This window comes from Streptomyces racemochromogenes (assembly GCF_039535215.1).
GTDB classification, from domain to species: Bacteria; Actinomycetota; Actinomycetes; order Streptomycetales; family Streptomycetaceae; genus Streptomyces; species Streptomyces racemochromogenes.
The window spans coordinates 2145392-2171960 of record NZ_BAAAWT010000001.1 but is presented as its reverse complement, the minus strand read 5'-3'; the positions used below and the strand labels follow the sequence as shown (position 1 = coordinate 2171960).

Below are 26569 nucleotides of genomic sequence, written 5' to 3'. Positions count from 1 at the left end.
CGAATGTGTTCGCCCCGGGCGAACGGGTGTTGGGGAACATTGCCCGGCGCAGAAGCATTGAGTCGGCATAGCTCAACTTCACTGCCGGAGGGAAGATCATGGCTTCGACGTCCGTAACGCTCACCCTGCCCGTACTGCCGCTCGACGACGAGGTCGTGCTGCCCGGGATGGTCGTTCCCCTGGACCTGTCCGACGCCGAGGTGCGCGCAGCCGTGGAGGCCGCGCAGGCGGCGGCGGGCAGCGGGAAGCCCCGGGTGCTGCTCGTGCCGCGGGTCGACGGGAAGTACGCCGGCATCGGTGTGCTGGGGACCGTCGAACAGGTCGGCCGGCTCTCCGACGGGGATCCCGGGGCGCTGATCCGCGGGCGCGGCCGCGTCCGGATCGGCGCCGGGACCACCGGGCCCGGGGCGGCGCTCTGGGTCGAGGGGGAGACCGTCGACGAGAAGGTGCCCGACCCCCTGCCCGGGGCGGTCGCCGAGCTCGTCAAGGAGTACAAGGCCCTCGCCACCAGCTGGCTGAAGAAGCGCGGTGCCTGGCAGGTCGTGGACCGGGTGCAGCAGATCGAGGGGGTGTCGGCGCTCGCCGACAACTCCGGGTACTCGCCGTTCCTGAGCGTGGCCCAGAAGGTCGAGCTGCTGGAGACCATCGATCCGGTCGCCCGCCTGCGCCTCGCCGTCAAGGCGCTCTCCGACCACCTCGCCGAACAGGACGTGGCCGAGTCCATCGCCAAGGACGTCCAGGACGGCGTGGACAAGCAGCAGCGCGAGTTCCTGCTCCGCCGTCAGCTGGAGGCCGTCCGCAAGGAGCTGCGCGAGCTGGGCGGGGAGAAGGAGGGCGAGGAGTCCGACGACTACCGCGCCCGCGTCGAGGCCGCCGACCTGCCCGAGAAGGTGCGCGAGGCCGCCCTCAAGGAGGTCGACAAGCTGGAGCGGTCCAGCGACCAGAGCCCCGAGGGCTCCTGGATCCGCACCTGGCTGGACACCGTCCTGGAACTGCCCTGGAACGAGCGCACCGAGGACGCGTACGACATCCAGGGCGCCCGCGCCGTGCTCGACGCCGAGCACGCCGGGCTGAACGACGTGAAGGACCGCATCACCGAGTACCTCGCCGTGCGCAAGCGGCGCGGCGAACGCGGCATGGGCGTCGTCGGCGGACGGCGCGGCGGAGCGGTCCTCGCGCTCGTCGGGCCCCCCGGCGTCGGCAAGACCTCGCTGGGCGAGAGCGTCGCCCACGCCATGGGGCGCAAGTTCGTCCGCGTCGCCCTCGGCGGCGTACGGGACGAGGCCGAGGTCCGCGGCCACCGCCGCACCTACGTCGGCGCCCTGCCCGGCCGCATCGTGCGGGCGATCAAGGAGGCCGGGTCGATGAACCCGGTCGTGCTCCTCGACGAGATCGACAAGGTCGGATCGGACTTCCGCGGCGACCCGGCGGCCGCCCTCCTGGAGGTCCTGGACCCCGCACAGAACCACACCTTCCGGGACCACTACCTGGAGGTGGAGCTGGACCTCAGCGACGTCGTCTTCCTTGCGACGGCCAACGTCCTGGAGGCCATCCCCGAAGCCCTCGCCGACCGCATGGAGCTGGTGCGCCTCGACGGCTACACCGAGGACGAGAAGGTCGTCATCGCCCGCGACCACCTGCTGCCCCGCCAGCTGGAGCGCGCCGGACTCACCGCGGAGGAGGTGGCCCTCGGGGAGGACGCGCTGCGCAAGCTGGCCGGCGAGTACACCCGCGAGGCCGGCGTGCGCACCCTGGAGCGCTCCATCGCCCGGCTCCTGCGCAAGGTGGCCTCCCAGCACGAACTGGGCGAGCGGGAGTTCCCCTTCGCCATCGGCGCGGGCGAGCTGCGCGGCCTGATCGGCCGCCCGCACCACGTGCCCGAGTCCGCCCAGGACCCGGCGGAGCGGCGGACGGCCGTCCCGGGCGTGGCCACCGGCCTCGCCGTCACCGGCGCGGGCGGGGACGTCCTGTTCGTCGAGGCCTCCCTCGCCGACCCGGAGACCGGCGCCGCCGGGCTCACCCTCACGGGCCAGCTGGGCGACGTCATGAAGGAGTCGGCACAGATCGCCCTCAGCTTCCTGCGCTCGCACGGCGCGGAGCTGGAGCTGCCGGTCGCCGACCTGAAGGACCGGGGCGTGCACATCCACTTCCCGGCGGGCGCCGTCCCCAAGGACGGCCCGAGCGCGGGCATCACCATGACCACCGCGCTGGCGTCCCTGCTCTCCGGCCGCCAGGTCCGCACGGACGTGGCCATGACCGGCGAGGTCTCGCTGACCGGACGGGTGCTCCCGATCGGCGGGGTCAAGCAGAAGCTGCTGGCCGCGCACCGGGCCGGGCTCACCACCGTGATCATCCCCAAGCGGAACGAGGCCGACCTGGACGACGTCCCGAGCGAGGTGCTGGAGGGACTGGAGGTGCACCCCGTGACGGACGTGCGCCAGGTGCTGGAGCTGGCCCTCGCCCCGGCGGTGGTCTCCTTCACCAAGGCCGCCTGACCCCAAGGCCGCCCGACCGGAAGCCGCGCACGGCCCGCAGGGCCCGGGAACCCCCATCGGCGGGGCCCCGGGCCCCCGGCGCACCCGCTGCGAAATACTGGTGCCGAACAGGGGTGCCACGGCGCGCCCCGCCACCGAGGGGAGCGGCACGTGCACGGCAGCGAAGACCAGGAGTTCCTCGCCCTGGAGCGGGAGCTGTCCGTCTTCCTGCGGCGCGCCCGGGCCTCCTCCGGCGAGATGGCCCGCGCCCTGCACCCCGAGCTGGAACCGGCCGCGTACGGGCTGCTGGTCCGCCTGGAGGCCGCCGGCCGCCAGCGGGCCACCGAGCTGGCCGCCTACTTCGGCGTCGGCAAGGCCACCATGAGCCGGCAGCTGCGCGCCCTGGAGGTGCTCGGCCTCGTGGCCCGCGAGCCGGACCCCGCCGACGGCCGCGCCTTCCTCGTCGGCCTCACCGAAGAGGGCCGGGAACGCTTCCTGCGCGTCCGGGGGGCCCGGCGCGAGCAGTACATGCGCAAGCTGGCCGACTGGGACCGCGGCGAGGTCGCGGAGCTGGCCCGGCTGCTCAACCAGCTGAACTCCGGCGAGGAGTAGGGAACAGGGGAGCAGAGGACCGGCGAGCGGCCCGGCGGCCGCGGGGATCAGAGCTCCGCGTAGACCGCGGAGGCGTCGTCGTGCCGCTTGTGCCGGGCCGGCGGGCGCAGTGGGTCCGACTCCACGGTCCGGACCCGCCCGATCAGCCCCCGCGCCCCCTCCTTGCGCAGCACGTCCAGGCAGGCCGCCCAGTCGCCCTCCCCGAACGTGTCCGTCCAGCGGCTCGCCCCGTCCGTGAGCGCGGCCACCGCCAGCACCTCCGCGCGCGGGGTGCGCCCGGTGACGGCCCGGGCCGCCACCGCCGGGTCCGCGGCCGCCGTGAAGAAGCCCCCCTCGGCATTGCGCAGCGCGTCGGTCGCCGCCACCGAGCCGCGCACCCCGTCCGGCACCCGGTCCAGCCGGTCGTCCAGCACCGGCGTGACCGCACCGCCGGGTCCGCGGAGCAGGAGCACGGAATCGGAGAGCACGAGGTGCTCCACGTACGACTCGTCCCAGCGGACCAGGACCACCGTCGCCTGCGGGGTCCGGACGTGAGAAAGGTCACAGGTGTCCCGGTGGGCGTCGGCGGTGTCGGTGATCGCCCGGGCCAGGACCCCCTCCAGGGGCATGTCCCGCCGCGATCCGGACAGTTCGGTCAATCGGCCGCCGAGCCGGGTGGAGAACCAGGGCACTCCGTGCACGCACCCGTCGTCCCCGCGCGGCGGGGTCACCCCGTCCAGGACGACCACCACGCCGCCTCCCGACGCAGGTGCCGACGCCGACACCCAGTCCTGGTTGGGGTGTTCCGGGTTGCCGGGTTCGGAGGCCAGGTCGATGCGCATGCGGACATTCTGCCCGCAGGGGCCTCCGGAGGGCCGGAAGGTCCATACCAATGCCGGAAAGGGTCGGCCCGGCCGCCCGGAAGCCCCGCCCGCCCCCCACCGTGAAATGTGGGCGGGCATACTGCCAAAGCCCGCCGCGTTCTTTCAACCGCCCGTCCATGCCGGGCCACTGACACGCAGTGTCCGAGTTGGTCGGCCACTCCTCCGTGATGTTCACTCCTTCGAGTGGCCGGGTGGGCGATGTGCGGCTCTCCTCCCAACACACTGCGAAGGTCTGAGGCGGTACGAGGGGGCAGGGGGCGTTTACTTGTTGACCGGCCGTTACCTCGGCCACACGAGTAGACGAGCACGAGCACACGTACAGGATTGCGAGCACCGGTGTCTAAGAAGCGGTCTCGGAAGAACGGCACCGCCAGCGCCGACGGACCCGCCAACGCAGGACGACGCGTACGCGTCCGCAGCAGGCTGGTGGTCGGAGTAGCAGTCGCCGGACTCACCGTCCTCGCGGCAGGCACCCCCGCCGTCGTTTCCGCCACGAGGGAACTGAACGACTCCCAGCGCCTGGTCACCCTCGCGGAACAGACGCAGCACGCCCTCACCCTCGCCCACCTCCTCGGCGACGAGCGCGACGCGGTCGTCGAGTACGCCGCCAAGGGCCGGCCCGGCAACGCCAAGGCACCCGTCGACGAGCGCACCGCGCGCACCGACCGGCAGATCGCCGAACTCCGCCCCGAGGCCGACGCGGAACTCGCCCGCGCCCTCGGCAAGGTCAAGGCCGTCCGCGCCGAAGCCGTCGACGGCAAGGGCACCGCCCTCGCCGCCCACCAGGCCTACGCCGGACTCCTCACCGAACTCCTCGCACCCGGCGACCGCCTCGCCGAACTCACCCCGCCGCGCGCCGAGGACGCCCTCGCCGTCACCCGGCCCATGGCCCCCCTGGGCCAGGCCGTGGACCAGGCGTCCGCCACCCGCGGCCTGCTGCTCGCCGCCCTGGCCGTCCCGCGCGCCGAGCAGACCCCGAACTCCGCCGTCGCCGACGAGCTCACCGGCGCCGCCCAGCGCTCCCGCGTCCGCGAACAGGCCGCCCTCGACGACTTCGCGCGCGCCGCCCGGCCCGCCGTACGCCAGACCCTCGCCGCCACCGTCACCGGCCCCGAGGTCAAGGCCGCCGACGACCAGCTCAAGCGCCTCACCGAGCGGTCCACCCTGACCCCGGCCGAACGCAAGGCCACCGACGCCGCCGCCCTCGCCACCACCCTCACCGCCCGCATCGACCGGATGCGCTCGGTGGAGTCCACCCTGGCCGGGGACCGCGCCACCGCCTTCACCAAGCTGCGCGACGACGACGTCACCCGGCTGGAGCTGATGGCCGCCGGACTCGGCGTCCTCTTCCTCTTCGTCATCGGCTTCTCCACCGCCGTCGCCCGCTCCCTCACCAGACCCCTGTCGGTGCTGCGGCGCGGCGCGGAACGGCTCGCGACCCCCGAAGGCTCCCAGGAGCCCGTCCGCTTCACCGGCCGCAACGACGAGTTCGCCGAGGTCGTACGCCACCTCAACGCGGTCCGCGACCAGACCGTCGCCCTGCACACCAAGGTCGCCGGGCTCGACGTGGACCGCCGCCGCCTCATCGGCCGCAACGAAGCCCTCACCGGCGGCCGCGAGGTCCTGGAGGAGGAGCTCGCCAAGCTGCGCGCGGGACTCGAAGAGCACCGCCGCATCATGTCGACGACCTCCGTCTCGCTCTCCCTGCGCACCCTCGGCCTCGTCGAGCGCCAGCTCGCCGTCATCGAGGAGCTGGAGTCCAAGGAGGGCGACCCGGACCGGCTCGCCACCCTCTTCAAGCTGGACCACCTGGCGACCGTCATGCGCCGCCACAACGAGAACCTCCTCGTCCTCGCCGGACAGGAGCACGGCCACGGCCAGAGCCTGCCCGTGCCCCTGGTCGACGTCATGCGGGCCGCCGTCAGCGAGATCGAGCGCTACGAGCGCGTCGAACTCGCGGCCATGCCCTCCTACACCCAGGTCGCCGGGCACGCCGCCGACGACATCTCCCACGTCCTCGCGGAACTCCTCGAGAACGCCACCACCTTCTCCCCGCCCGAAGCCAAGGTGAAGGTGTCCGGCTGGCTCAACGACGCCGGCGACGTGGTCCTGTCCGTCGTGGACGAGGGCATCGGCGTCACCGAGGACCGCCTGGCCTCCCTCAACACCCGCCTGGCCACCCCCGACGCCTACGACGAGGAACCCGAGGCCGAACACGGCCTGGGCCTCGGCCTGTACGTCGCCGGCCGCCTCGCCGCGCGCCACGGCGTCACCGCCGAGCTCCGCGCCGGCCGGCACGGCGGCCTGGAGGCCCTGGTCGTCGTCCCCGAGGCGCTCCTGCCGGACGCCCCGCCCAGCTCCCCGGTGCACACCCTGGCCACGCCCGGCGGCCCCGGGTTCCAGCTGCCCGGCGTGATCGCCGAGGCCAACGAGAACACCCTGCCGCCCCGGCTGCGCCCGCCCGCGGAGGAGCAGACCGCCACGTACGCGCAGCCGGCGGCCGCCGACGCGGAGCCCGCCAAGGTGGTCACGCTCGCCGAGGCCTTCGACGCGGACGCGGACGCGGACGCGGGCGTGGATGCCGGCGAGGACGCGGGCGCGGGCGAGGCCGCCGCCGTGGACGCCCCCGCCGACGCCGATGCGGACGCCTCCGCCGACGCGGACGCCGTCGAGCAGGACGCCGACGCCGATGCCGAGGTCTACGAGTCCGACACCTTCGACGCCGGGTCCCTGGTCGCCGAGGCCTTCGGAGCCGGGGCCTTCGCCCGCACCGACGACACCGCCGCCGCCCCCGAGGCCGCGCGGGACGAAGCCGGCCCGGTGACGCCCGAGGCGGAGCCCGCCAAGGTCGTCACCCTCGCCGAGGCCTTCGAGGACGCCCCGCCGCCCCCCGCCGACCAGGTCTTCACCGCCGCCCCCGAGACGGCCCCCGCCGCCGGAGCCCCGGGCGGGGCCGCTCCCGAGCAGGAGCTCCTCGCGCGGGTCGTGGCCGAAGCGGACGCGGACGCCTTCACGGTGGCCGACCCCGCCCCGGCGGACGCCGCCGAGGAAGCCGGCACCGCGCCCGGTGCACCCGTACAGGAAGAAGGACACCCCGAACCGGCGCACGACGCCGAACAGTCCAGCCACCGGCGGGCCGCCGACGCGGAGGACGGCTTCGTCCCCCGCCAGGGCAGCCACCCCGAGCCCATGGCCGAGCCCGCCCCCCAGCCCGTCACCGCCAAGGGCCTGCCCAAGCGGACCCCGCGCTCCGTGGCGGCCCCCGGCATCGGAAACCCCGCCGCGGCCCGCCCCGAGCCGCGCCGCGTCGACGCCGAGGAACTGCGCCGTCGGCTCGGCGGGTTCTACCAGGGCGCCCAGGACGGGCGCCGGGTCGCAGCGGAAGAACTCGCGCAGGACCGGGGGCAGGGGCACACCGACCAGGGGGACACCGCACAGGAGGCACGCACATGACCGCGCCCAGTACGTACGGACTGAGCACCCAGGCCCGCAACCTGCAGTGGCTGCTGACCGACCTGGTCGAGGAGGTGCCCGGGGTCAACTCCGTGGCCGTCGTGTCCTCGGACGGGCTGCTGCTGCTCTCCTCCGAGCCCGCCGCGGAATCCGCCCGGGGCGACCGCCCCAAGGGCCCCCGCGGCGCCTCGGCCGACCTCGCCACCATCGTGTCCGGACTCGGCAGCCTCACCACCGGTGCGGCCGCCCTCATGGAGTTCGGCACGGTCAAGCAGACGATGGTCGCCATGGAGAACGGCTCCGTCTTCGTCATGTCCATCAGCGACGGCTCCCTGCTCGGCGTGCACGCCACGCCCGACTGCGACATGAGCGTCGTCGCCTACCACATGGCCCTCTTCGTCGGCCGCGCCGGCCACGTCCTGACCCCCGAAGTCCGCAGCGAGCTGCGCCAGTCGATGGAGAAAAACCCGTGAGGAGTACGGCCTCCGACCGGCTGCCGATACGCGGCGCCGACCGCCGCCCCGCCCGCGTCCGCCCGTACTCCCTCACGGGCGGCCGCACCCGCTTCCCGCAGGTGCTGCTGGTGGAGACCTTCGTCGCCACGCTCGACGGCAGCCCGGCCAAGACGCCCGACCGCATGCCCGAGATGCGCGCCATCGTCGAGGTGTGCCGCCGGATGCGCACCATCGCCGAGATATCCGCACTGCTGAAGCTGCCGCTCGGCGTGGTCCGGGTCCTCGTCAGCGACCTCGCCGACCAGGGCCGGATACGCGTCTACGGCACGGGCCACGGCACCGGCCGGCCCGACCGCGCGCTGCTGGAAAGGGTGCTCAGTGGCCTCCGCCGTCTCTGAAACCGCCGCCGTCGCCCCCGCCGGCGTGACGGGCCTCGTCGACGACGAGCCCGTCCAGCCCTGGCAGTACGACCGCTCGCGCGCCCCCGTCGCCGTCAAGGTGCTCGTCGCCGGCGGCTTCGGCGTCGGCAAGACCACCTTCGTGTCCTCCGTCTCCGAGATCACCCCGCTGCGCACCGAAGCGGTGATGACCCAGGCCAGCGTCCCCACCGACGACCTGAGCGGGACCCCGGACAAGAGCACGACCACCGTCGCCATGGACTTCGGGCGCATCACCCTCGACGACGACCTCGTGCTCTACGTGTACGGGACCCCCGGCCAGGAGCGGTTCTGGTTCATGTGGGACGACCTCGTCCGCGGGGCCATCGGCGGCCTGGTGCTCGCCGACACGCGCCGGCTGCGCGACTGCTTCCCCGCCCTCGACTACTTCGAGACCTGCGGGCTGCCGTACGCGGTCGCCGTGAACCACTTCGAGGGCTCGCGCTCCTACGACGTGGAGGACGTGCGGGAGGCACTGACCATCCCGCCGAGCGTCCCCGTCGTGATCATGGACGCGCGGCGCCGGACCACGGTCGTGGAGTCCCTGCTCACCCTGGTGGGCCACGCACTGGACGCCACCCCCGAGTAGGTCCGTTCCCCCTCCCCCCGAATCGAGAACGTGATGCGCAAGATACTCGTCGTCGGGGCCGGCCAGTCCGGCCTCCAGCTCGCCCTCGGCCTCCAGGCCAAGGGCTACGAGATCACCCTCATGTCCAACCGGACCGCGGACGAGATCCGCACCGGACGGGTCATGTCCACCCAGTGCATGTTCGACACGGCGCTCCAGCACGAGCGGGACCTCCAGCTGAACTTCTGGGAGAAGCAGGCCCCGAAGATCCAGGGCCTGGGCGTCTCCGTCGCCGCCCCCGACGGCTCCCGCCCCATCGACTGGCTCGGCCGCCTCAAGGGCTACGCGCAGTCCGTGGACCAGCGCGTGAAGATGGCCGGCTGGCTCGACACCTTCACCCAGCGCGGCGGACAGCTCGTCGTGCACGGCGCGTCCGTCGCCGACCTGGACTTCTTCTCCCGCACGTACGACCTCGTGCTCGTCGCCGCCGGCAAGGGCGAGCTCGTGTCGATGTTCGGGCGGGACGCGGCACGCTCCCCGTACGACACCCCCCAGCGCGCGCTGGCCGTCTCCTACGTCCACGGCCTCGGGCCGCGCCGCGAGCACCCGGACACCGAGGCCGTGCGCTGCAACCTGGTCCCCGGCGTCGGCGAGCTGTTCGTCATGCCGACCCTGACCACCTCGGGGCGCGCCGACATCCTCTTCTGGGAGGGCCTGCCGGGCGGCCCGCTGGACGTCTTCACGGGCATCAACGACCCCTCCGAGCACCTGGCGCTGACGCTGGAGCTCATGGAGAAGTACACCCCGTGGGAGTACGCGCGGGCGACGAAGGTCGAACTGACGGACGCGGGCGGCACCCTCTCCGGCCGCTACGCGCCGGTCGTCCGCAACCCCGTCGGGCGCCTCCCCGGCGGCGGCCTCGTCCTGGGCGTCGCGGACGTGGTCGTGGCCAACGACCCCATCACGGGACAGGGCTCGAACTCGGCGGCCAAGTGCGCGGCCTCGTACCTGTCCTCGATCCTCATGCACGGCGACAAGCCGTTCGACGAGGCGTGGATGAAGGCCACCTTCGACAAGTACTGGTTCACCACCGGCAAGCCGGTGACCCAGTGGACCAACGCCATGCTGGGCGTCCCGCCGGAGCACGTGCTGAACCTGATCGGCGCGGCCGGGCAGCTCCAGCCGGTGGCGAATCGCTTCGCCAACGGCTTCGACAACCCGGCCGACTTCGACTCGTACTTCTACGACCCCGAGGACACGGCCGACTACCTGGCGGAGGCCGCGGCGTCGGTCGCCGCGTCGTCCGGCTCCTCGTCGGGCGCCTCCTCCGACGCGTAGCCCGCGTCGTCCCCCGCCGCCGCGGCCCCGGGCAGCGGCGGCGGGGTGAACTCCGCCAGCGGCGTCCCCTCCGGATCCGGCCGGACCGCCCCGAGCAGCGGGTTCGCCGCGATCGGCGACACCTTCACCGTCGCCCCCGGACGGGGAGCCTGGATCACCTTGCCGTCCCCGACGTACAGGGCCACGTGCGTAGCCTTCGGGAAGTAGACCACCAGGTCCCCCGGCCGCAGCCGGTCCAGCGGCACCCGGGTCAGCCGCTCCCACTGCTCCTGGCTGGTGCGGGGGATGGACCGCCCGGCGTGCTCCCAGGCCCGCGAGGTCAGCCCCGAGCAGTCGAACGAACCCGGCCCCTCGGCCCCCCACACGTACGGCTTGCCGATCTGCGCCGCCGCGTACCGCAGCGCGGCCCCGCCCGCCGCCGTCGGCGTGGTCGTACGGGCGGGCAGCCGGCCCGAGTCCACCAGGCTCCGCTGCGCCCCGGCGGTCACGGCCGCCTCGTGCGCCCCGAGCCCGGCGAGCTCCTCGGGGGTGAGCGCCGCCAGCAGCCGCTCGACCTCCTTGAGCCGGCCCGTCACCTCCGTCTGGGCCTGCTTCTGCCGCGCGGCGAGGGCCTCCTGCTCGTCCCGCGCCTTGCGGGCCGCCCCCGCGAGCGCCCCCGCCTGCTTCCGGTCCCGCTCCAGCCGCGCCACGACCCCGGCCCGCCGGGCACCCTCACGGGCGGCGAGCCGACGCTGGTCGACGGCCTGCTGCGGGTCGCCGGAGAGCAGCAACCGCAGGTAGGGGGAGAGGCTGCCGCCGCGGGTCCCCTGGTACTGCTCCCGGGCGAGCCGCCCGGCGGTGGCCCGCTCGGAGTCGAGCGCGGAACGGGCCCGCCCGAGCTTGGTGGCCAGCCGCTCCTCCTCCGCCTGGCGGGCCTTGAGGGCGACTTCGGCGGCGTTGTAGGCCTCACTGGCCTCCTCGGCCTGCTGGTAGAGGCCTTGGAGGCGGGTGAGCAGCTCGCCGACACCGCGGGCGGGGGCGGCGGCGGGGACGGCCCGGGCTTCGGGGAGGGGGCCTTCGGCGACGGCGGGCCCGGGGCTGTGGCCGGGGCCCGGCTCGGCGTGAACACCGGCCGGCGGGCCGGCGGCGACGAAGACGGCGGCGAGACAGGCGATCCGCAGCAGTCGTTTTGTCATGTAATCACCTCCGCCGCCCGATGCTGCCACGGGGAGGGGGGAGTGGCGGCGAGGGCGGGGGGTGGGTCGGGGGGCGTCACCCGGTTGGGGGCGGACGGGGGGCTGCGGTGGGGGCCGGCCATCTCCCCTCGAGGGGCCGGTGCGGGGAGGCTGCCACCCGCCCCCTTGTCTGCGGGCCGGGGGCCGGGTCAGCGGCATCCCCCTGGACCGGATCAGAGCGGGTTGGGGGCTTCCCGTCAGTCCCATCGTCCTTCCGGTTCGGGCCGGCCTGTCAAGGGCGCTCCTTCGTCGCGTCACTTCGTGATCGCCTTCGGCGACCCTTGACAGACCGACCCGCCCCGGAAAGCCGAAAGACTGCCGGGAAACCCCCAAAGAAACGGCACGGTCCAGAGGAGGAGGGACGGGTCACTCAGCGATGAGGCGAGCGGTCGAGGGCCGGCCCGCCGGGCATCCGGGCCCCCAAGAGCCGAGATTCGGAGCCGGGGCGCGACTACCCGCACGAGAAGGCGAAGAGAGCAGCCCAGGAAGCCCCCAGACGCGACAGATCGCTACGCGCTCCTCATTTCTCAGCGTCCGGCGACCGCCTGGGGCTGCTACCCGCACCAGAGGGCGAACAGAGCAGCCGAGGAGGCGGACGGGCGCCTCGGATCGCTACGCGCTTCTCAGATCTTGGCGGCCGACGGCCGTCTGGGGCGATGCTTTCGGGCTTTCACAAATGGCCCTGAGCCATAGGCTGTTCGGTGTCGAGCTGCACAGAGAAGGGGCAAGGCCGTGTCATCCGATACACCCCCCGACCCGTACGACAACCCTGTCGCATTCGGGCAACGTGTTCAGATCTACCGCACCCGTCGAGGCATGACCCGTGAGCAGTTGGCCGGGCTGCTCGGCCATCATCCGTCGTGGGTCAAGAAGGTAGAGACCGGGGCCATGAGAATGCCGAGACTGCCGGAGATTCTCGGCATTGCCCAAGCCCTGCGTGTCCGTCGGCTGAACGACCTCGTGGGAGATCTCGGTACGGCGCAGAACACCGAGCTGTTCCTCGGCCCTGGCCACGACCAGTTGCCGGCAGTGCGTGCTGCACTCACCGCCTTTCCGGCCGGTGGAGACCGTCAGGCCCCCTCCCAGGCGTTCCTGCGGGCGGCTTTGGATGCCGCATGGGACGCGAGGCACAAGGCGCCGAACCACCGGGCGGTCATCGGCGCCTTGCTGCCAGGTCTGATCCGGGACACGCAGCTCGGGGTCAGGCAGGCCGAGACTGCCGCCGAGCGGCGGAACGCCCTGCGGCTCAAGGCGGAGACCTACTTCCTCGCCCAGTTCTTCGTCGCCTACCAGCCGGACCCCGCGCTGTTGTGGAGGGTCGCCGATCGCGGAATGAATGCCGCGCAGGAGTCCGAGGACCCGCACGCGGTGGGTGTCGCTGCTTGGCTGTCCGCTCAGGCGCACCGGGATTCCGGGCAGTACGACGAGGCGGACGACGTGGTCCAGCAGGCCCTGAGACTGCTGGAGCCCAGGTTGTCGGATGCTGAGGTGGAGGTGCGGGCGATTGTTGGCGCTTTGCGGGCGGAAGCTGCGCTGACTGCTGCGAAGCGCCGTGAGACGGGTGCTGCGTGGGGGTGGTGGGAGCGCGCGGAACGTGTGGCCGAGGAGCTTCCCGACGGCTATTTCCACCGGGTGACGAGCTTCGGGCGACCGGTGATGGGAGCGCACGGGGTCACCGTCGCGGTGGAGCTGAGGGCCGGCGGGGAGGCCGTTCGGCAGGCGGCCGGTTCGGAGACGGTGATCATCCCGTCACTGCCCCGCCGGGCCCGACACAGGATCGAGCAGGCTCGGGCATACCAGCTGGACGGGCAGCCGGACGTGGCGCTGGCGACGCTGGAACAGGCACATGCGGTGGCGCCGGAGACGACCCGCTACAACGGCTACGCACGGGCCATCGTGCTGGAGGAATCGGCATCACGGCTGCCCGAGCGGCGGCAGCGGGCCAGCCGACTGGCCGTGGACATCGGCCTGCTCGCCGCGTAGAAGAAAGGGGCCCGATTCGGGCCCCTTCCTGCCGGAATCCCTCTCTAACGTCGTACCTGATCGACCTGGCGACCTAGGGAGTGGCCTGTGTGCACGTGTACTTGCAGCGAGACAGCGGACAGCGGCGGCGAGCCCAGTACGGATCTGTTCGACCGGGCGCTGGCCGGGTGGGAGCGCTTCCTCGGCACGTTCGAGGAGGCGTCCGATGAGTGAGTGCTACGAGTACGTCCCGCACCGCCTCCTCCGCCGACGTGTCCGCGACATCGCTTCGGGTGTCGAGGGTGTGCTGATGGCGGTGATCAACGAGAACGTGTCCGATACGGGTATCGAACGCTGGATGGAGCTCGCCTACATCCGTGGTGCCTCCGGTCGCGAATTCACCACGGCCGTCACCAACGTGGAACCCGCCTGAGGGCGAAACTGCCCTGGGCGATGATGGGGAGATGGAGCACCTCCCGTCGGTGAACGTCCTCACCCTTCGCGCCGACCGTCCGCATCCCCAAGCAGTGTTCTACTCGGTGGGCATACGGCCCTTCATCGACGGGTGGGACGTTCTGGAAGAGATCCACCCCGGCGGCGATGCGAGCTGCCGCCAGGGGATGTGGTTCGGACCTCCTGAGACGTGGCCGTTGTGGGCGGCCGAGGAGCCGGCCCGGGTCGAGCTGTCGAACAACGACTGCGTGACCGACTGCTGCGGAGGGGTGTTCGTCACCATCCGGCGCCAGGGGGACCGGGTGGTGTGGAGTGGCTGGGAGAACACCGATGACATTCGGGTTCCCCTTCCAGCCGAGGCCGAGTTCGACGCTGTCCAGTACGACGCCGAGCTCGCCCGCGTCGTCGCGGACCACAGCTGGGAAGAACCCGTGGACGCGGCCGCCCGCCTGCTCGCCCAAGGGATCACGGACTCCGGCTGGTACGAGCGCTGGAACTGTCTGCCGCTGCGGCAGGGCATCAACGTCAGCGGCCGGGGGGAGTCCTCGTGCGTGTCGATGTACTTCCTGACGGGTCCCGACAGCGGTTCTCGCGGGTACACGATGCAGGTGTCCGCGCACGAGCCCGTCCAGGACCAGGTTCGACGGTTCGTCGAGGAGATCACGGCCACCGATCCCCGCAAGACCGCACAGGGCCACTGAAACGGCGGCGTAACGAGCCCCGCCTACCGTCGGCTGGATGACCATGGAAATCCGGCCCGGTGTCGAGGACGACCTCGACGAGCTGACCCGCATCTACAACCACTACGTCATCGAGACGCCGATCACCTTCGACGTCGAGCCCTTCACCCCCGATCAGCGGCGGCCGTGGCTGCTGGCCCACCCCACATCCGGCCCGCACCGCCTGCTCGTGGCCGAGGAGGGCGGAAAGCTCCTCGGCTACGCGACGAGCAGTGCCTTCCGCCCCAAGCCGGCCTACGCCACCTCCGTGGAGACCAGCGTCTACCTGGCACCCGAGCACGTCGGCCGTGGCATCGGCGGCCTGCTCTACACCTCGCTCTTCGAGGTCCTGGCGCAGGAGGACGTCCACACGGCGCTCGCGGGGATCGCCATGCCCAACCAGGCGTCCCAACGCCTCCACGAGCGCTTCGGCTTCCGGCAGGTCGGCCTCCTCGAACAGGTCGGCCGGAAGTTCGACCGCTTCTGGGACGTGGCCTGGTTCCAGAAGTCCCTGTGACCTCTCGCTGATCGGGCCATCAACCCCATACGGCCGTCAGCCGCCGAGACGGGAGAAGCGAGTAGCGATCTGTCGCGCCCATGCGCTTCCCGCCCGTCATGATCACCCTCTGGTGTAGGTATCAGCCCAAGACGGTCGCCGGACGCTGAGGAGTGGGGAGCGCGTAGCGATCTGTCGCGTCTGGGTGCACGTCAGGGTGCTCTGATCAACCTCCCGTGCAGGTAGTCGAGCCCCTGGCGCGGAATGAGACTGCTGAGGGCCCGGATGCCTGGCGGGCCGCCCCCGGCACCGCGCCTGGTCCCTGAGATGCCCGTCCCTCCACCATGGACCGTGCCGTTTCTTTGGGGGTTTCCCGGCAGTCTTTCGGCTTTCCGGTTCGGGTCGGTCGGTCAAGGGTGGCCGAAGGCCATCGCGTAGCGACGCGACGAAGGAGCGCCCTTGAGGGACCGGCCCGAACCGGAAGGACGATGGGACTGACGGGAAGCCCCCAACCCTCCCTGAGGCCGCCCCGCTACGACGCCGCCCCCGTGACCCCGCCCCCCAGCAACCGCGCCTTGGCCCGCGTGAACTCCTCCGGGGTCAGCAGCCCCTCCCGGGTCAGGTCCGCCAGCTGCGTCAGCTCCGCCACCAGGCTGCCGGGCAGCGGTGGAGCCGCCGGGGCTCCCGGGCCGGGGGCGGAGGGGGCTTGGGCCGGGGCCGGCTGCGGTTCCTCCTCGGAGGTGGGGGCCGGACCGGGCGCCTCCGCCCAGGGTGCCCCCTCCAGGGACTCCGCGTCCCCCATCCGGTCCCCGTGCTCGTCCTCGTACTCCTCCCCGAACCCCTCCACCACCGCCTCCCCGGTGTCCTCCGCCTGCGCCCACTCCGCCGCGCCCGCCGCCCGGCGCAGCAGGCCGCGCAGGAGGGGCCGGCCCGCCGGGCGGTTCGCCGCCTTGACCGTCACGCCCACCGGCCGGATGAACATCACGCCACCCCCACCCGCTCCGCCGGGATCCTGACCGAGCCGACGATCCGGCCGCCCGCAGCCCGTACCGCTACGGCCGCGTCCTGGGCCCAGACGTGTTCGACCACCAGCAGCAGCGCGCAGCTGCCCCGGTCCAGGAGCTCCGCCGCCTCGCGGACGTCCTCGGGGCCGATCAGCCGGGCCACGTCCCGGCCGGCCAGGATGCCCTGTAGCTCCACGAACTCGTCGAACTCCGCCGCGAACACCTCCCCGGAGGCCGTCTTCGTCGCGACGAGGCCGTCGATGAGCCGGACCACCCCGGTCTTGCGCAGCCCCATCACGGCCTCGACCGCCGGGACCCGGAGCTGTTCCTCCGGGAAGGCGAGGACGATGAATTCCACAGGTCCCATGAGCCGGGCTCCTCACTCCTGACCGTTCCTGCTGGACCGTTCCTGCTGGACCGTTCCCGTCCGACCGTTTCTGACGACTCTTCGGCACCCTATGACATAAGCGGACATACCAGCCGCGACCTTGCTACGTTTCCCCGTATGACCGCTCTGACGGCGAAGGTGACGGAGCCCGCTCCGCCGCCGCCCCCCGACGCACGGGCCGCCAAGCGCCGCGGCATCGAGCTGACGCTCCTGGCGGGCGCGGTCCTGATCTCCGTGCTGGGTCACCTCTACGTGGGCCTCGCCGCGGACGGCAAGAGCACCCGGGCCCCCGCGGCCCCCTACGCCGCCGGGCTCGGCGGGGCCGCGCTGATCGCGCACCTGGCGGTGCGACTCAGGGCCCCGTACGCCGATCCGCTCCTGCTGCCGATCGCCGTCCTGCTCAACGGGCTCGGGCTGGTGCTCATCCAGCGCCTCGACCTGGCCACCCCGGGGGCGCCCGGGGCGGGGGACCAGTTGCGGTGGTCGGCGCTCGGGGTGGTCCTCTTCGTGCTCGTCCTGGTCCTCCTGCGCGACCACCGGACGCTCCAGCGGTACGCGTACCTGTCCGTCACCGCCGCCCTCACCCTCATGCTGCTGCCCGTCTTCTTCCCGGCCGTCAACGGCGCCCACATCTGGATCCGCTTCGCCGGGCTGTCCTTCCAGCCGGGGGAGTTCGCCAAGATCCTGCTCGCCCTGTTCTTCGCCGCCTACCTCGCCGCGAACCGCACCGCCCTCGCCCTCACCGGACGCCGGCTCTTCTGGAAGCTGCGCCTCCTGCCCGGCCGGGTGCTCGGGCCGATCCTCGCGATCTGGCTGCTCAGCGTCGGGGTGCTCGTGCTCGAACGGGACCTCGGCACCTCCCTCCTCTTCTTCGGCCTCTTCGTGATCATGCTGTTCACCGCGACGGGGCGGATCGGCTGGATCGCCATCGGGCTGCTGCTCGCCGCCCTCGGGGCCTACGCCGTCGGGACCCTCGAACCGCACGTCCACAGCCGCGTCCAGGACTGGATGAATCCTTTCGCCTCCATCGAGCGCGGCGACGGCCCCGGCCAGCTGGCCCAGTCCCTCTTCGCCTTCGCCGCCGGCGGCCTGCTCGGCGCCGGCCTCGGCCACGGCCAGTCCTTCCTCATCGGCTTCGCCGCCAAGTCGGACTTCGTCCTCGCCACCGCCGGAGAGGAGCTCGGCCTCGTCGGCCTCACCGCCATCCTGCTCCTCTACGGGCTCCTCGTGTCCCGGGGCTTCCGAGCCGGACTCGCGCTGCGCGACCCCTTCGGGCGGCTGCTGGCCACCGGGCTCGCCTCGATCGTCGCCCTCCAGGTGTTCGTCATCGCGGGCGGCGTCACCGGCCTGATCCCGCTCACGGGCATGGCCATGCCCTTCCTCGCGCAGGGCGGCTCCTCCGTGGTCACCAACTGGATCATCGTCGCCCTCCTCGTCCGGCTCAGCGACAGCGCCCGCAGGCCCAGACCGGGCCCCGGAGACGGCTCCGGAGACGGCCCCGCCCCCGCCCCCGCGCGGGAGGGGTCCGCGTGATCCGCTACATCCGCTGGTGCGCGTACTTCTGCGCCCTGCTGCTCGCCGCCCTGCTGGCCAACGTCGCCCGGGTGCAGGTGTGGGAGTCCGCCGCCTACGGCGCGAACCCCGCCAACAAGCGCCCCGCCATCGACCGCTACGCCGAACCGCGCGGCGACATCCTGGTCGACGGCAGGCCCGTCACCGGCTCCCGCGACAGCCGCCAGCTGCTGCGCTACGAGCGGACCTACACCGACGGCCCGCTCTACGCGCCCGTCACCGGCTTCTCCTCCCAGACGTACGGGACCAGCTTCGTCGAGCGCGCCGAGGACGCCGTCCTCTCCGGCACCGATCCGGGACTGTCCGCCTTCCCGCTCTGGTACGACCTCTCGCGCGGCCGCCCCGGCGGCGGCAACGCCGTGACCACCCTGCGCGCCGCCGTGCAGCAGGCCGCGTACCGGGGGCTCGGCGGCAAGCGCGGCGCCGTCGCCGCCGTCGAGCCGGCCACGGGCAGGATCCTCGCCCTGGTCAGCAGCCCCTCGTACGACCCGGGGCTGCTCTCCGGCACCGGTACGCGGGTCAAGGCGGCCTGGGAGCGGCTGAACGCGGACCCCACCCGGCCGATGCTCAACCGGGCGCTGCGCGAGACCTATCCGCCGGGCTCCACCTTCAAGATCGTGACGGCGGCCGCAGCCCTCGACGCGGGCGTGGTCACCGACGTCGACGCCCCGACCCGGACCCCGGACCCGTACCGGCTGCCCGGCACCAGCACCCTGCTGCCCAACGCGGCCGAGGGCTGCGCGGAGGCCTCGATGGCGGAGGCGGTGCAGTGGTCCTGCAACACGGTGATGGCCGACATCGGGGTACGGGTCGGGCTGCGCGGGATGGTGGAGGCGGCGGAGCGCTTCGGGTTCAACGACGAGGGGCTGCGGATCCCGACGTGGGTGTCGCGGTCGGACTTCGACACCGACATGAGCCCCGACCAGCTGGCGCTGTCCTCGATCGGGCAGTTCAACACCAAGGCCACCCCGCTGCAGATGGCCATGGTCGCGGCGGCCGTGGCCAACGGGGGCGAGATCCGCACCCCCTACCTGGTGGACCGCACGACCCAGGACGACGGCTCCCTGGTGCGGCGTACCGGCCAGCGCACCCTCGGCCGGGCGATGAGCCCGGCCACGGCGCTGCGCGTGCAGGAGCTGATGGTGAAGGTGGTGGAGGACGGCACCGGGCGCAACGCGGCGATCCCGGGCGCGCTGGTCGGCGGCAAGACCGGCACGGCGCAGCACGGCGTCGGCAACGCGGGCACCCCGTACGCCTGGTTCATCGCCTGGGCCCGGGGGCAGGACGCGCCGCAGCCGGCGGTGGCGGTGGCGGTGGTGGTGGAGGACGCCTCGGCGGTGCGCGGGGACATCAGCGGCAACGGCGCGGCGGCCCCGATCGCACGGGCGGTGATGGAGGCGGCACTGCGGACGCACACCCCTTAGCGGGGTGCCCGCCCGCTGTCACCGCCAGGCCTGCGCGTCCCCGCCGTCAGGCCCGCCCGCCCCGCCGTCAGGCCTGCGCGCCCTCCTGGATGGCGGCCTGCACCTCCGCCACCCGTTCCCGCTCCTCGGTGGCGAAACGCTCCCGGTCCAGCGACTCGGCGATCTCCTCGTCCTGGGCCATCAGCAGGTCGAGGTTGGAGTCGCCCATCTCGAAGACGCCCATCTCCAGGTACGCCTTCTGCAGCCGGTCCCCCCACAGTCCGATGTCCTTGACGCACGGCACGATCCGGCTGAACAGCAGCTTGCGGAACAGGTGCAGGAACTCGGACTGCTCGGTGTACTCCACCGCCTCCCGCTTCGGGATGCCGAAGTTCTCCAAGACCTCCACCCCGCGCAGCCGGTCGCGCATCAGGTAGCAGCCCTCGATGACGAACTCCTCGCGCTCGCGCAGTTCGGCGTCCGTCAGCTGCTTGTAGTAGTCGCGCAGCGCCATCCGCCCGAAGGCCACGTGGCGGGCCTCGTCCTGCATCACGTACGCGAGGATCTGCTTGGGCAGCGGCTTGTCCGTCGTGTCGCGGATCATCCCGAAGGCGGCCAGCGCCAGCCCCTCGATGAGCACCTGCATGCCGAGGTAGGGCATGTCCCAGCGGGAGTCGCGCAGGGTGTCGCCGAGGAGCCCCTGGAGGCTGTCGTTGATCGGGTAGAGCATCCCGACCTTCTCGTGCAGGAAGCGCCCGAAGATCTCGGCGTGCCGGGCCTCGTCCATGGTCTGGGTTGCGGAGTAGAACTTCGCGTCCAGGTCGGGCACGGACTCCACGATGCGCGCCGCGCAGACCATCGCGCCCTGCTCGCCGTGCAGGAACTGGCTGAAGTTCCAGGCGCTGTAGTGGCGGCGCAGCTCGCCCTTGTCCCGTTCGGTCATCTTCGCCCAGTGCCGGGTGCCGTGGAGGGTCAGCGTCTCGTCGGGGGTGCCGAGGGGGTCGTACGGGTCGACCTCGATGTCCCAGTCGATGCGCTTGGCGCCGTCCCACTGCTTGTCCTTGCCCTTCTGGTAGAGCGCGAGGAGGCGGTCGCGTCCCCCGTCGTACTCCCAGCTGAAGCGGGCCGCGCCGGAGGCGGGGACCGGCCACACGGTCTCGTCCGGGGCCTGGGTGTAGAGCTCGTGCGTCGACACTGACGCCTCCTCGTCTCGCGTACTGCGTCTCGCGTACTGCCGTGCGGGAGTGGACAGTTGGCAGCGTCACACGTTGGTAGACGTGGGGTCAACAAGTCGTGCGTGGGGGATTGACGGCCTTGCTGACAGGGAGTCTCATAAGAGGTGACCGCAGGTAACCCGACAGGTGACCCCCACAGGCAACCCGACCGCGAGGTGCCCGAAGCCATGACGACAGTGACGGAACGAGCCGCGCTGAGGGACGCCCTCGGCCTCCTCAAGGACCGCGAGCAGATCGCCGAACGACTCCTCGAATCCTCCGCCAAGCACTCCTTCGACCCCGACCGGGAACTCGACTGGGACGCCCCGCCGATCGACGGCAAGTACTACTGGCCGCCCGAGCTGCTCTCCCTCTACGACACCCCGATGTGGAAGAAGATGGGCGAGGAGCAGCGCATCGACCTCTCCCGCCACGAGGCCGCCTCCCTCGCCTCCCTCGGCATCTGGTTCGAGATCATCCTCATGCAGCTCCTGGTCCGGCACATCTACGACAAGTCGCTGACCAGCAACCACGTCCGCTACGCGCTCACCGAGATCGCCGACGAATGCCGGCACTCCATGATGTTCGCCCGCATGATCCAGAAGGGCGGAGCCCCCGAGTACCCGGTCACCCGCCTCAACCACAACCTCGCCCGCGTCCTCAAGGCCGTCTCCACCACCCCCGGCTCCTTCGCCTGCACCCTCCTCGGCGAGGAGATCCTGGACTGGATGCAGCGCCTCACCTTCCCGGACGAGCGCATCCAGCCCCTCGTCCGCGGCGTCACCCGCATCCACGTCGTCGAAGAGGCACGGCACGTCCGCTACGCCCGCGAGGAACTGCGCCGCCAGATGCTGACCGCCCCGCGCTGGGAGCAGGAACTCACCCGCATCAGCTGCGGCGAGGCCGCCCGCGTCTTCTCCGTCGCCTTCGTCAACCCCGCCGTCTACGACAACGTCGGCCTCGACCGGCGCGAAGCCGTCGCCCAGGTCAAGGCCAGCGGCCACCGCCGCGAGGTCATGCAGAGCGGCGCCAAACGCCTCACCGACTTCCTCGACGACATCGGCGTCCTGCGCGGCGTCGGCCGCAGGCTCTGGCGCAGCTCCGGCCTCCTCGCGTAGAGGGGTCGTCTACGCTGCGGGCATGACCGTACGGGCGTACCGCAGACTGAGCGTCGAGGAGCGGCGCGCCCAGCTCCTCGACGCCGCACTGTCGTTGTTCGCGCACCGCGCCCCGGAGGAGATCTCCCTCGACGACGTCGCCGAGGCCGCCGGCGTCTCGCGCCCGCTGGTCTACCGCTACTTCCCGGGCGGCAAGCAGCAGTTGTACGAAGCCGCGCTGCGCTCGGCGGCGGACGTCCTCGAACTGTGTTTCGCCGAACCGCAGACCGGCCCGCTCACCCAGCGGCTCTCCCGTGCCCTGGACCGCTACCTGGCCTTCGTCGACGAACACGACGCCGGCTTCGCCGCGCTGCTCCAGGGCGGCAGCGTCGTGGAGACCTCCCGCACCACGGCCACGGTGGACGGCATCCGCCGCGCCGCCGCCGAACAGATCCTCCTCCACCTCGGCGTCTCCGCCCCCGGCGCGCGGCTGCGGATGATGGTCCGCACCTGGATCACGGCCGTGGAGGCCGCCTCGCTCATCTGGATCGACGAGGGCAAGCAGCCCGAGGCCGCCACGCTGCGCGACTGGCTGGTGGACCAGTTCATCGCCCTGCTCACCGCCACTGCCGCCACCGACCCCGAAACGGCCACGGCGGCCCGCGCGGCCCTCGCCCTGGAACGCCCGGACGGTCCGGCCGGGGTCCTGGCCCGCCGCGTCATCCCGGTGGTGTCCGAGGCCGCCCACCTGCTGTGACACTGGTGGGGTGAGAAGCGAACCGACCCCCTTCGAGGGCGGGCCGATGGACGGCCGCGTCCTCCCGATCCTCGTGGGCCCGACGGGCCACCCGCCGAAGTGGTACGAGATCCCGGTCCCGGCAGCGGACGGCGGCCCCCCGACGGTACTGCTGTACGAGCGCGTGCCGTCGGGGTACACGAAGCGGCTGGGGCTCCAGAAGGGGTGGAAGTACGCCTACTCCCCGACGGGCGAGAAGCCGAAGCTCCGCTGGCCCTGGACGAAGCCGCGCGGCGGCCGCTGAGCCGGGCCGGGGCGCGGGGGCACGGGGGCACGGGGGCACGGGGGCACGGGGGACCGGGGCACGGGGCGCCGGCCGGGCCCCCGGAAGCCCGCTCGCGCGACGGAGCCGCGGCCTAAGGCGCCGGCAGGGTCAGTACCGCCTCCGCGCCGCCGCCCCGGGCCCGGCGGAACTCCAGGCGGGCGCCGATGGCCTCCGCCTGGCCCGCCGCGATCGTCAGGCCGAGGCCGTGTCCCTTGCCCCCGCTGCGGAAGCGCTGCGGTCCGTCCGTGAGGAGGTACTCGGGGTACCCGTCGCCGTGGTCCCGTACCGTCACCACCGGGCCGTCCACCGTGAGCACCACCGGGCCCCGCCCGTGCTTGTGGGCGTTGGCGAGGAGGTTCCCGAGCACCCGTTCGAGGCGCCGCCGGTCCGTCTCGACGTGGGCGTCCCGGACCACGACCACCTCGGTCTCCAGCCCCGACGCCCGCACCACCCGCCGGGCCAGCCGCTCCAGCTGGTGCAGGTCGGTGTCGACCCGCTCGCTCCCCGAGTCCAGCCGTGAGATCTCCAGCAGGTCCTCCGTCAGCTGCCGCATCGTGCGCACCCGCTCCCGGACCAGCTCCGTCGGCCGTCCCTCCGGCAGCAGTTCCGAAGCCGCCTGCAGACCCGTCAGGGGCGTGCGCAGCTCGTGCGCGACGTCCGCCGTGAAGCGCTGCTCGCTCTGCAGCTTCCGCTGGAGGGTCCCGGCCATGGTGTCCAGCGCGGCCGCCACCGTCGACACCTCGTCCTGGTGCCGAGAGGGGTCCTGCGTCCGGGGGTCGCCGACCCGCGCGTCCAGGTCGCCCTGGGTGATGCGGCGCGCGACCGTCGCCGTCTGGTGCAGCCGCCGCGTCACCCGGGTCACCGCGAAGGCGCCGATCAGCAGGGTGCCGCCGAGGGCCAGGACGGAGGAGCCGATGATCGCGTTGTCGAGACCCCGGATGGTTCCCGCGCTCTGCCCGTAGTCGATGAGGGTGGCCAGCGCCTTCCCGTCGGCCGGGGCTGCCGCCCACATCACCGGCCGCCCGCCGGCGTCGCCGACGACCGTTCCGCGCCGGCCGCTCAGCGCGAGCTCCCGCAGCTCAGGGGGGAGCCCCGCCGGGTCGAGTCCGGACTGCGGCGGCAGGGTCTCGCCCGCCTCGTAGGCGTACGAGGCCTCGTCGAGCTTGTCCAGCGCCTTGTCCCGGGCCGCCGCCACCGTCTGCCGGGTCACCTCGACGTGCACCAGTACGCCCAGCACCGCCGCCAGCGCACAGCACATCACCACGATGAAGCAGGCGGACTTCCAGGTCAGCGTGGCCGTCCACGCCGGCAGCCACGCCCTCACCGCGCACCCGGAAGACTGCTCGACGGCGACGGCGACGACCCCACGGAGGGCGACTGCGACGCCGCCGCCCCGGCCGGCACCCGTACGATCTGCTCGCGCTCCGGCAGCATCGTCCGCTGCTTCGCGTCCCAGGACCAGGCGGTGATCAGCTCGTAGCCGGGGTTGCCGCTCGGCACGCGCAGGATGACGTCCCGCCCCGCCAGCTCCACGCCGATCACGGTCTCGGTGGTGGCCATGATGCGGTTGAGCCGGCCGCCGGCGTCCACCGTGTACACCCGTACGGACATCATCCTGTCGGGGAGCTCGATGCCGATCACCAGCTCGTCCTTGCCGTTCCCGGTCAGGTCCCGGTAGTAGGGCTGCCGCACCGGGCACGCGGCCGGGTCCTGTCCGATCTTCCCGCAGGCGCGGATCGCGGCGGCGGTCTCCCCGGGCATGCCGTCCGGGCCGACGCTGATGTCCGGATGGGCGCGCAGCTCCGCCTGCACCAGGGCGACCGGGTCGACCTCGTGGACGTTCTGGTCGGTGACCTTCGGCAGCCCCCGTACGTACTCCGGCGGCGCGCCCCCCGGATCGGCGGGCGGTACCTCGGCACCCCGGCGCTCGGGCCACAGGTGTACGGGGCCGCTGGCGGTCGGGGTCGGCCCCGCGGAGGCGAGCCCGCCGGTGTCCCCGCAGCCGGCGGCCAGCGGCAGCAGCAGGGCGGCCGCCAGCAGCGCCGCGGGGGAGGACGTGCGCACGTGCGGGCCCTCCTCTGACGCGGCCGGTCGGCGATGGTCGATATCCAGCCAACCCTATGCGCAGCTCGACCGCATTTGTCGCCCGGAGGCGGCGGTCAGCCGTCCGTGCGCCCCCGCCGCAGCATCGCGAAGCCCAGCCCGGCGGCGCCGACGGCCGCGATGCCACCGCCCGCCGCGAGCAGCAGTACGCCGTCGCCGGGCCCGTCGGCCAGCGTGTTCAGCCGCAGCGCCTCGGCGGTGCCGGGGGCGCCGGTGCCGCCCTTGGCCGGGCTGCCGGCCGCCGGGCCGCCCGCCGGGATGTCCAGCGACGCGGGCACGACCTGGCCGGAGCCGCCCGCGCCGTGCCGGGTCCCGGTCTTGTGGCCGTCGCCGGCGACGGCGTGGGCGCCGTCCCCGGGCACGGTGTCGCCGACCCAGGAGGACAGCCGCCCGTCGGGCCGCAGTGCGGCGTGCAGTTCACCGGCGGCGCCGACCCCGGTGGACCCGTCGCGGCTGGTCAGGGTGGCGACCTTGGCGCCGGCACGCAGGATCTCGGCCTGGTACGCGTCCTTCGCGAGGCGGTACACCTTCGCGGTCGACCGGCCGTCGGCGAGGGAGATGCTGCTGACGAGGGTCCGCTGCGCGCCGGAGGCGGCCGGCGCCCCGTCGGCGAGCGCGGCGGCGGTCGGCAGTGCCAGGAGTGCGCCGGCGCATGCGGTCACGGCGGTGGCGCGAACGATGGTGCGGCGGCGGGCGGTTTCCACGGGATTCCCTCGGCAACGGTCAGGGCCTGGCGCTTCCAGACGCCACAAAACTAGGGCCCGGCCGTTGCGGTAGGGCGATGACCTTGTAACAGGAAGGCAGCAGGGAGCCGACGGAGCTGTTACACAACCGAGGGATTGCCCGGGGGAGCGGCGCCTGCTCCCATGGACGGCGGGGGTGAGGCCGATGCGCGGACTCAAGGTCCTTCCGAGCGGCCGGCCCGGCCGCGGCCGGCTCTACGTCAACCGGCCCGACGGCCAGGCCGTTGCCTGGTACGACCGGCAGGCCAACCGGATCAGCGTCCTGGCGGACGACCAGCGCGAGGCGGTACTGGCGGTCCTGCGCCCGTACCTGACCCGCGGCTGGAGCATCGGCCCGCCGCCGGTGCCCACCCCCGCCGAGCTGCGCGGCCTGAGCCTGCCGCCCGACGGGGACCTGGCCCCGAACCGGCCCGGCGAGACCCTGCTGGGGGAGCTGGCGTACGGGTCCCCGGGCAGCCGGGCCCGGCACCGGATGCGGCAGGAGCTCCAGGCGCGGCAGCGCACGGGTGCGGAGGTCGATCTGCTGGAGGCCTCGGACTGGCGGGCGCTGCACGACGTGCCGCTGCCCGGTCTGGGGCTGCTGGACCACCTGCTCATCGGCCCGCCGGGCGTCCTGGCCGTGCGTACGGTCCCGGGCCGCCGCCAGCGCGCCCAGGTCGGGGACCTGCTGCTGACGGTGGGCCGCGCCGAGCCCCGTCCGGACCCGCGCTGGATCCGGCGGGCGGCCGCCTGCGCCGCCCGCGTGCTGGCCGCGCCGGTCACCCCGGCCCTGGTCCTGGCCGACGCCGCCCGGGTGGAGGTGGCGCCGACGCAGCGCGACGTCCTGGTCCTCCAGCCCCCGACCCTGACGACCCTGCTGCGGGGCACGCCGGCGACCCTCAAACCCCCGGAGATCGAAGCCCTCTTCGCCGTGGCCCGCGCCCGCCCGGCGTGGACCTAG

General features: G+C 73.0%; 25 protein-coding genes. 17 read left to right on the top strand and 8 right to left on the bottom strand.

Annotated features, from left to right (window positions below):
* The first annotated feature begins 98 nt into the window (after positions 1 to 98).
* Positions 99 to 2495, top strand: coding sequence for an endopeptidase La (lon, locus tag ABD973_RS09770; protein WP_125822487.1), 2397 nt, complete (start codon positions 99 to 101; stop codon positions 2493 to 2495).
* A 150-nt stretch (positions 2496 to 2645) separates the two neighbouring features.
* Positions 2646 to 3086, top strand: a complete 441-nt coding sequence (locus ABD973_RS09765; RefSeq protein WP_050779716.1) for a MarR family winged helix-turn-helix transcriptional regulator — start codon at positions 2646 to 2648, stop codon at positions 3084 to 3086.
* A gap of 47 nt (positions 3087 to 3133) precedes the next feature.
* Here ABD973_RS09765 and ABD973_RS09760 read toward each other — a convergent pair whose 3' ends face one another.
* Entirely contained in the window at positions 3134 to 3907 is a 774-nt protein-coding gene (locus ABD973_RS09760; RefSeq protein ID WP_125822488.1) for a protein phosphatase 2C domain-containing protein, read from the bottom strand.
* 378 nt (positions 3908 to 4285) lie between these two features.
* Between ABD973_RS09760 and ABD973_RS09755 the strand changes: the two genes are divergently transcribed.
* Genes ABD973_RS09755 through ABD973_RS09735 form a run of 5 tightly spaced genes read left to right on the top strand, consistent with a single transcriptional unit; the run spans position 4286 to position 10200 of the window.
* The gene (locus ABD973_RS09755; RefSeq protein ID WP_345499832.1) at positions 4286 to 7402 is read left to right on the top strand and encodes a sensor histidine kinase; all 3117 of its coding nucleotides are present in this window, start codon (positions 4286 to 4288) and stop codon (positions 7400 to 7402) included.
* A complete protein-coding gene (locus ABD973_RS09750) occupies positions 7399 to 7875 on the top strand; it encodes a roadblock/LC7 domain-containing protein (protein WP_007266520.1) in 477 nt (158 codons plus the stop codon). Before ABD973_RS09755 ends, ABD973_RS09750 begins: the two co-directional genes overlap by 4 nt.
* Positions 7872 to 8255 carry a DUF742 domain-containing protein gene (locus ABD973_RS09745; protein WP_125604805.1) on the top strand — a complete coding sequence of 128 codons (384 nt, stop codon included), beginning with the start codon at positions 7872 to 7874 and terminating at the stop codon, positions 8253 to 8255. The genes ABD973_RS09750 and ABD973_RS09745 overlap by 4 nt, the downstream gene beginning before the upstream one ends.
* A complete protein-coding gene (locus ABD973_RS09740) occupies positions 8236 to 8883 on the top strand; it encodes a GTP-binding protein (RefSeq protein WP_125822490.1) in 648 nt (215 codons plus the stop codon). Before ABD973_RS09745 ends, ABD973_RS09740 begins: the two co-directional genes overlap by 20 nt.
* A 33-nt stretch (positions 8884 to 8916) precedes the next feature.
* A complete protein-coding gene (locus ABD973_RS09735) occupies positions 8917 to 10200 on the top strand; it encodes a styrene monooxygenase/indole monooxygenase family protein (RefSeq protein WP_125822491.1) in 1284 nt (427 codons plus the stop codon).
* Here the strand turns inward: ABD973_RS09735 and ABD973_RS09730 are convergent.
* Positions 10128 to 11375: a C40 family peptidase gene (locus ABD973_RS09730; protein WP_345499829.1), complete on the bottom strand. Its 1248-nt coding sequence runs from the start codon at positions 11373 to 11375 to the stop codon at positions 10128 to 10130. The genes ABD973_RS09735 and ABD973_RS09730 overlap by 73 nt on opposite strands.
* Positions 11376 to 12146: 771 nt before the next feature.
* On the opposite strand from ABD973_RS09730, the gene ABD973_RS09725 reads away from it, so the two are divergent.
* The 4 genes from ABD973_RS09725 (at position 12147) to ABD973_RS09710 (ending at position 15065) form a co-directional block, all read left to right on the top strand.
* Positions 12147 to 13397 (top strand): helix-turn-helix domain-containing protein, encoded by a 1251-nt coding sequence (locus ABD973_RS09725; RefSeq protein WP_125822493.1) that lies wholly within the window; start codon positions 12147 to 12149, stop codon positions 13395 to 13397.
* A 205-nt stretch (positions 13398 to 13602) separates the two neighbouring features.
* On the top strand, positions 13603 to 13809 hold the full coding sequence (locus ABD973_RS09720) for a hypothetical protein (RefSeq protein ID WP_007266526.1): 207 nt from the start codon (positions 13603 to 13605) through the stop codon (positions 13807 to 13809).
* Positions 13810 to 13840: 31 nt separating this feature from the next.
* Positions 13841 to 14530, top strand: a complete 690-nt coding sequence (locus ABD973_RS09715; RefSeq protein WP_125822494.1) for a hypothetical protein — start codon at positions 13841 to 13843, stop codon at positions 14528 to 14530.
* A gap of 37 nt (positions 14531 to 14567) precedes the next feature.
* Positions 14568 to 15065, top strand: coding sequence for a GNAT family N-acetyltransferase (locus ABD973_RS09710; RefSeq protein ID WP_007266528.1), 498 nt, complete (start codon positions 14568 to 14570; stop codon positions 15063 to 15065).
* Positions 15066 to 15576: 511 nt separating this feature from the next.
* Here the strand turns inward: ABD973_RS09710 and ABD973_RS09705 are convergent.
* A complete protein-coding gene (locus ABD973_RS09705; protein ID WP_125822496.1) occupies positions 15577 to 16026 on the bottom strand; it encodes an SHOCT domain-containing protein in 450 nt (149 codons plus the stop codon).
* The gene (locus ABD973_RS09700; RefSeq protein WP_125822497.1) at positions 16026 to 16415 is read right to left on the bottom strand and encodes a DUF6325 family protein; all 390 of its coding nucleotides are present in this window, start codon (positions 16413 to 16415) and stop codon (positions 16026 to 16028) included. The genes ABD973_RS09705 and ABD973_RS09700 overlap by 1 nt, the downstream gene beginning before the upstream one ends.
* Positions 16416 to 16553: 138 nt before the next feature.
* Between ABD973_RS09700 and ABD973_RS09695 the strand changes: the two genes are divergently transcribed.
* A complete protein-coding gene (locus ABD973_RS09695; protein WP_345499825.1) occupies positions 16554 to 17969 on the top strand; it encodes an FtsW/RodA/SpoVE family cell cycle protein in 1416 nt (471 codons plus the stop codon).
* Positions 17966 to 19432 carry a penicillin-binding transpeptidase domain-containing protein gene (locus ABD973_RS09690; RefSeq protein ID WP_345499823.1) on the top strand — a complete coding sequence of 489 codons (1467 nt, stop codon included), beginning with the start codon at positions 17966 to 17968 and terminating at the stop codon, positions 19430 to 19432. Before ABD973_RS09695 ends, ABD973_RS09690 begins: the two co-directional genes overlap by 4 nt.
* A 67-nt stretch (positions 19433 to 19499) precedes the next feature.
* Here ABD973_RS09690 and ABD973_RS09685 read toward each other — a convergent pair whose 3' ends face one another.
* Positions 19500 to 20606, bottom strand: coding sequence for a ferritin-like domain-containing protein (locus ABD973_RS09685; RefSeq protein WP_125822500.1), 1107 nt, complete (start codon positions 20604 to 20606; stop codon positions 19500 to 19502).
* Positions 20607 to 20813: 207 nt separating this feature from the next.
* Between ABD973_RS09685 and ABD973_RS09680 the strand changes: the two genes are divergently transcribed.
* From ABD973_RS09680 to ABD973_RS09670, 3 genes are read left to right on the top strand one after another with little or no spacing between them, the layout of a single operon-like run.
* Positions 20814 to 21743, top strand: a complete 930-nt coding sequence (locus tag ABD973_RS09680; protein ID WP_345499820.1) for an AurF N-oxygenase family protein — start codon at positions 20814 to 20816, stop codon at positions 21741 to 21743.
* Positions 21744 to 21765: 22 nt separating this feature from the next.
* Complete coding sequence (locus ABD973_RS09675) at positions 21766 to 22479, top strand: TetR/AcrR family transcriptional regulator (RefSeq protein WP_125822502.1); 714 nt, start codon at positions 21766 to 21768, stop codon at positions 22477 to 22479.
* A 10-nt stretch (positions 22480 to 22489) separates the two neighbouring features.
* Positions 22490 to 22762 carry a hypothetical protein gene (locus ABD973_RS09670; RefSeq protein WP_125822503.1) on the top strand — a complete coding sequence of 91 codons (273 nt, stop codon included), beginning with the start codon at positions 22490 to 22492 and terminating at the stop codon, positions 22760 to 22762.
* 112 nt (positions 22763 to 22874) lie between these two features.
* Here ABD973_RS09670 and ABD973_RS09665 read toward each other — a convergent pair whose 3' ends face one another.
* The 3 genes from ABD973_RS09665 to ABD973_RS09655 form a co-directional block, all read right to left on the bottom strand.
* Positions 22875 to 24107, bottom strand: a complete 1233-nt coding sequence (locus tag ABD973_RS09665) for a sensor histidine kinase (RefSeq protein WP_125600612.1) — start codon at positions 24105 to 24107, stop codon at positions 22875 to 22877.
* Entirely contained in the window at positions 24104 to 24847 is a 744-nt protein-coding gene (locus tag ABD973_RS09660) for a hypothetical protein (RefSeq protein WP_345499814.1), read from the bottom strand. The genes ABD973_RS09665 and ABD973_RS09660 overlap by 4 nt, the downstream gene beginning before the upstream one ends.
* Before the next feature lie 95 nt (positions 24848 to 24942).
* Positions 24943 to 25590, bottom strand: a complete 648-nt coding sequence (locus ABD973_RS09655; RefSeq protein WP_345499812.1) for a hypothetical protein — start codon at positions 25588 to 25590, stop codon at positions 24943 to 24945.
* A 184-nt stretch (positions 25591 to 25774) separates the two neighbouring features.
* Here ABD973_RS09655 and ABD973_RS09650 point away from each other — a divergent pair, with 184 nt between their 5' ends.
* Entirely contained in the window at positions 25775 to 26569 is a 795-nt protein-coding gene (locus tag ABD973_RS09650; protein WP_125822506.1) for an NERD domain-containing protein, read from the top strand.

Bases quoted from the DNA above. Each gene is read 5' to 3' on its own strand.
- lon (WP_125822487.1), top strand. From the start codon at position 99: ATGGCTTCGACGTCCGTAACGCTCACCCTGCCCGTACTGCCGCTCGAC.
- ABD973_RS09760 (WP_125822488.1), bottom strand. From the start codon at position 3,907: ATGCGCATCGACCTGGCCTCCGAACCCGGCAACCCGGAACACCCCAAC.
- ABD973_RS09750 (WP_007266520.1), top strand. From the start codon at position 7,399: ATGACCGCGCCCAGTACGTACGGACTGAGCACCCAGGCCCGCAACCTG.
- ABD973_RS09735 (WP_125822491.1), top strand. From the start codon at position 8,917: ATGCGCAAGATACTCGTCGTCGGGGCCGGCCAGTCCGGCCTCCAGCTC.
- ABD973_RS09730 (WP_345499829.1), bottom strand. From the start codon at position 11,375: ATGACAAAACGACTGCTGCGGATCGCCTGTCTCGCCGCCGTCTTCGTC.
- ABD973_RS09720 (WP_007266526.1), top strand. From the start codon at position 13,603: ATGAGTGAGTGCTACGAGTACGTCCCGCACCGCCTCCTCCGCCGACGT.
- ABD973_RS09715 (WP_125822494.1), top strand. From the start codon at position 13,841: ATGGAGCACCTCCCGTCGGTGAACGTCCTCACCCTTCGCGCCGACCGT.
- ABD973_RS09710 (WP_007266528.1), top strand. From the start codon at position 14,568: ATGACCATGGAAATCCGGCCCGGTGTCGAGGACGACCTCGACGAGCTG.
- ABD973_RS09705 (WP_125822496.1), bottom strand. From the start codon at position 16,026: ATGTTCATCCGGCCGGTGGGCGTGACGGTCAAGGCGGCGAACCGCCCG.
- ABD973_RS09700 (WP_125822497.1), bottom strand. From the start codon at position 16,415: ATGGGACCTGTGGAATTCATCGTCCTCGCCTTCCCGGAGGAACAGCTC.
- ABD973_RS09695 (WP_345499825.1), top strand. From the start codon at position 16,554: ATGACCGCTCTGACGGCGAAGGTGACGGAGCCCGCTCCGCCGCCGCCC.
- ABD973_RS09680 (WP_345499820.1), top strand. From the start codon at position 20,814: ATGACGACAGTGACGGAACGAGCCGCGCTGAGGGACGCCCTCGGCCTC.
- ABD973_RS09675 (WP_125822502.1), top strand. From the start codon at position 21,766: ATGACCGTACGGGCGTACCGCAGACTGAGCGTCGAGGAGCGGCGCGCC.
- ABD973_RS09650 (WP_125822506.1), top strand. From the start codon at position 25,775: ATGCGCGGACTCAAGGTCCTTCCGAGCGGCCGGCCCGGCCGCGGCCGG.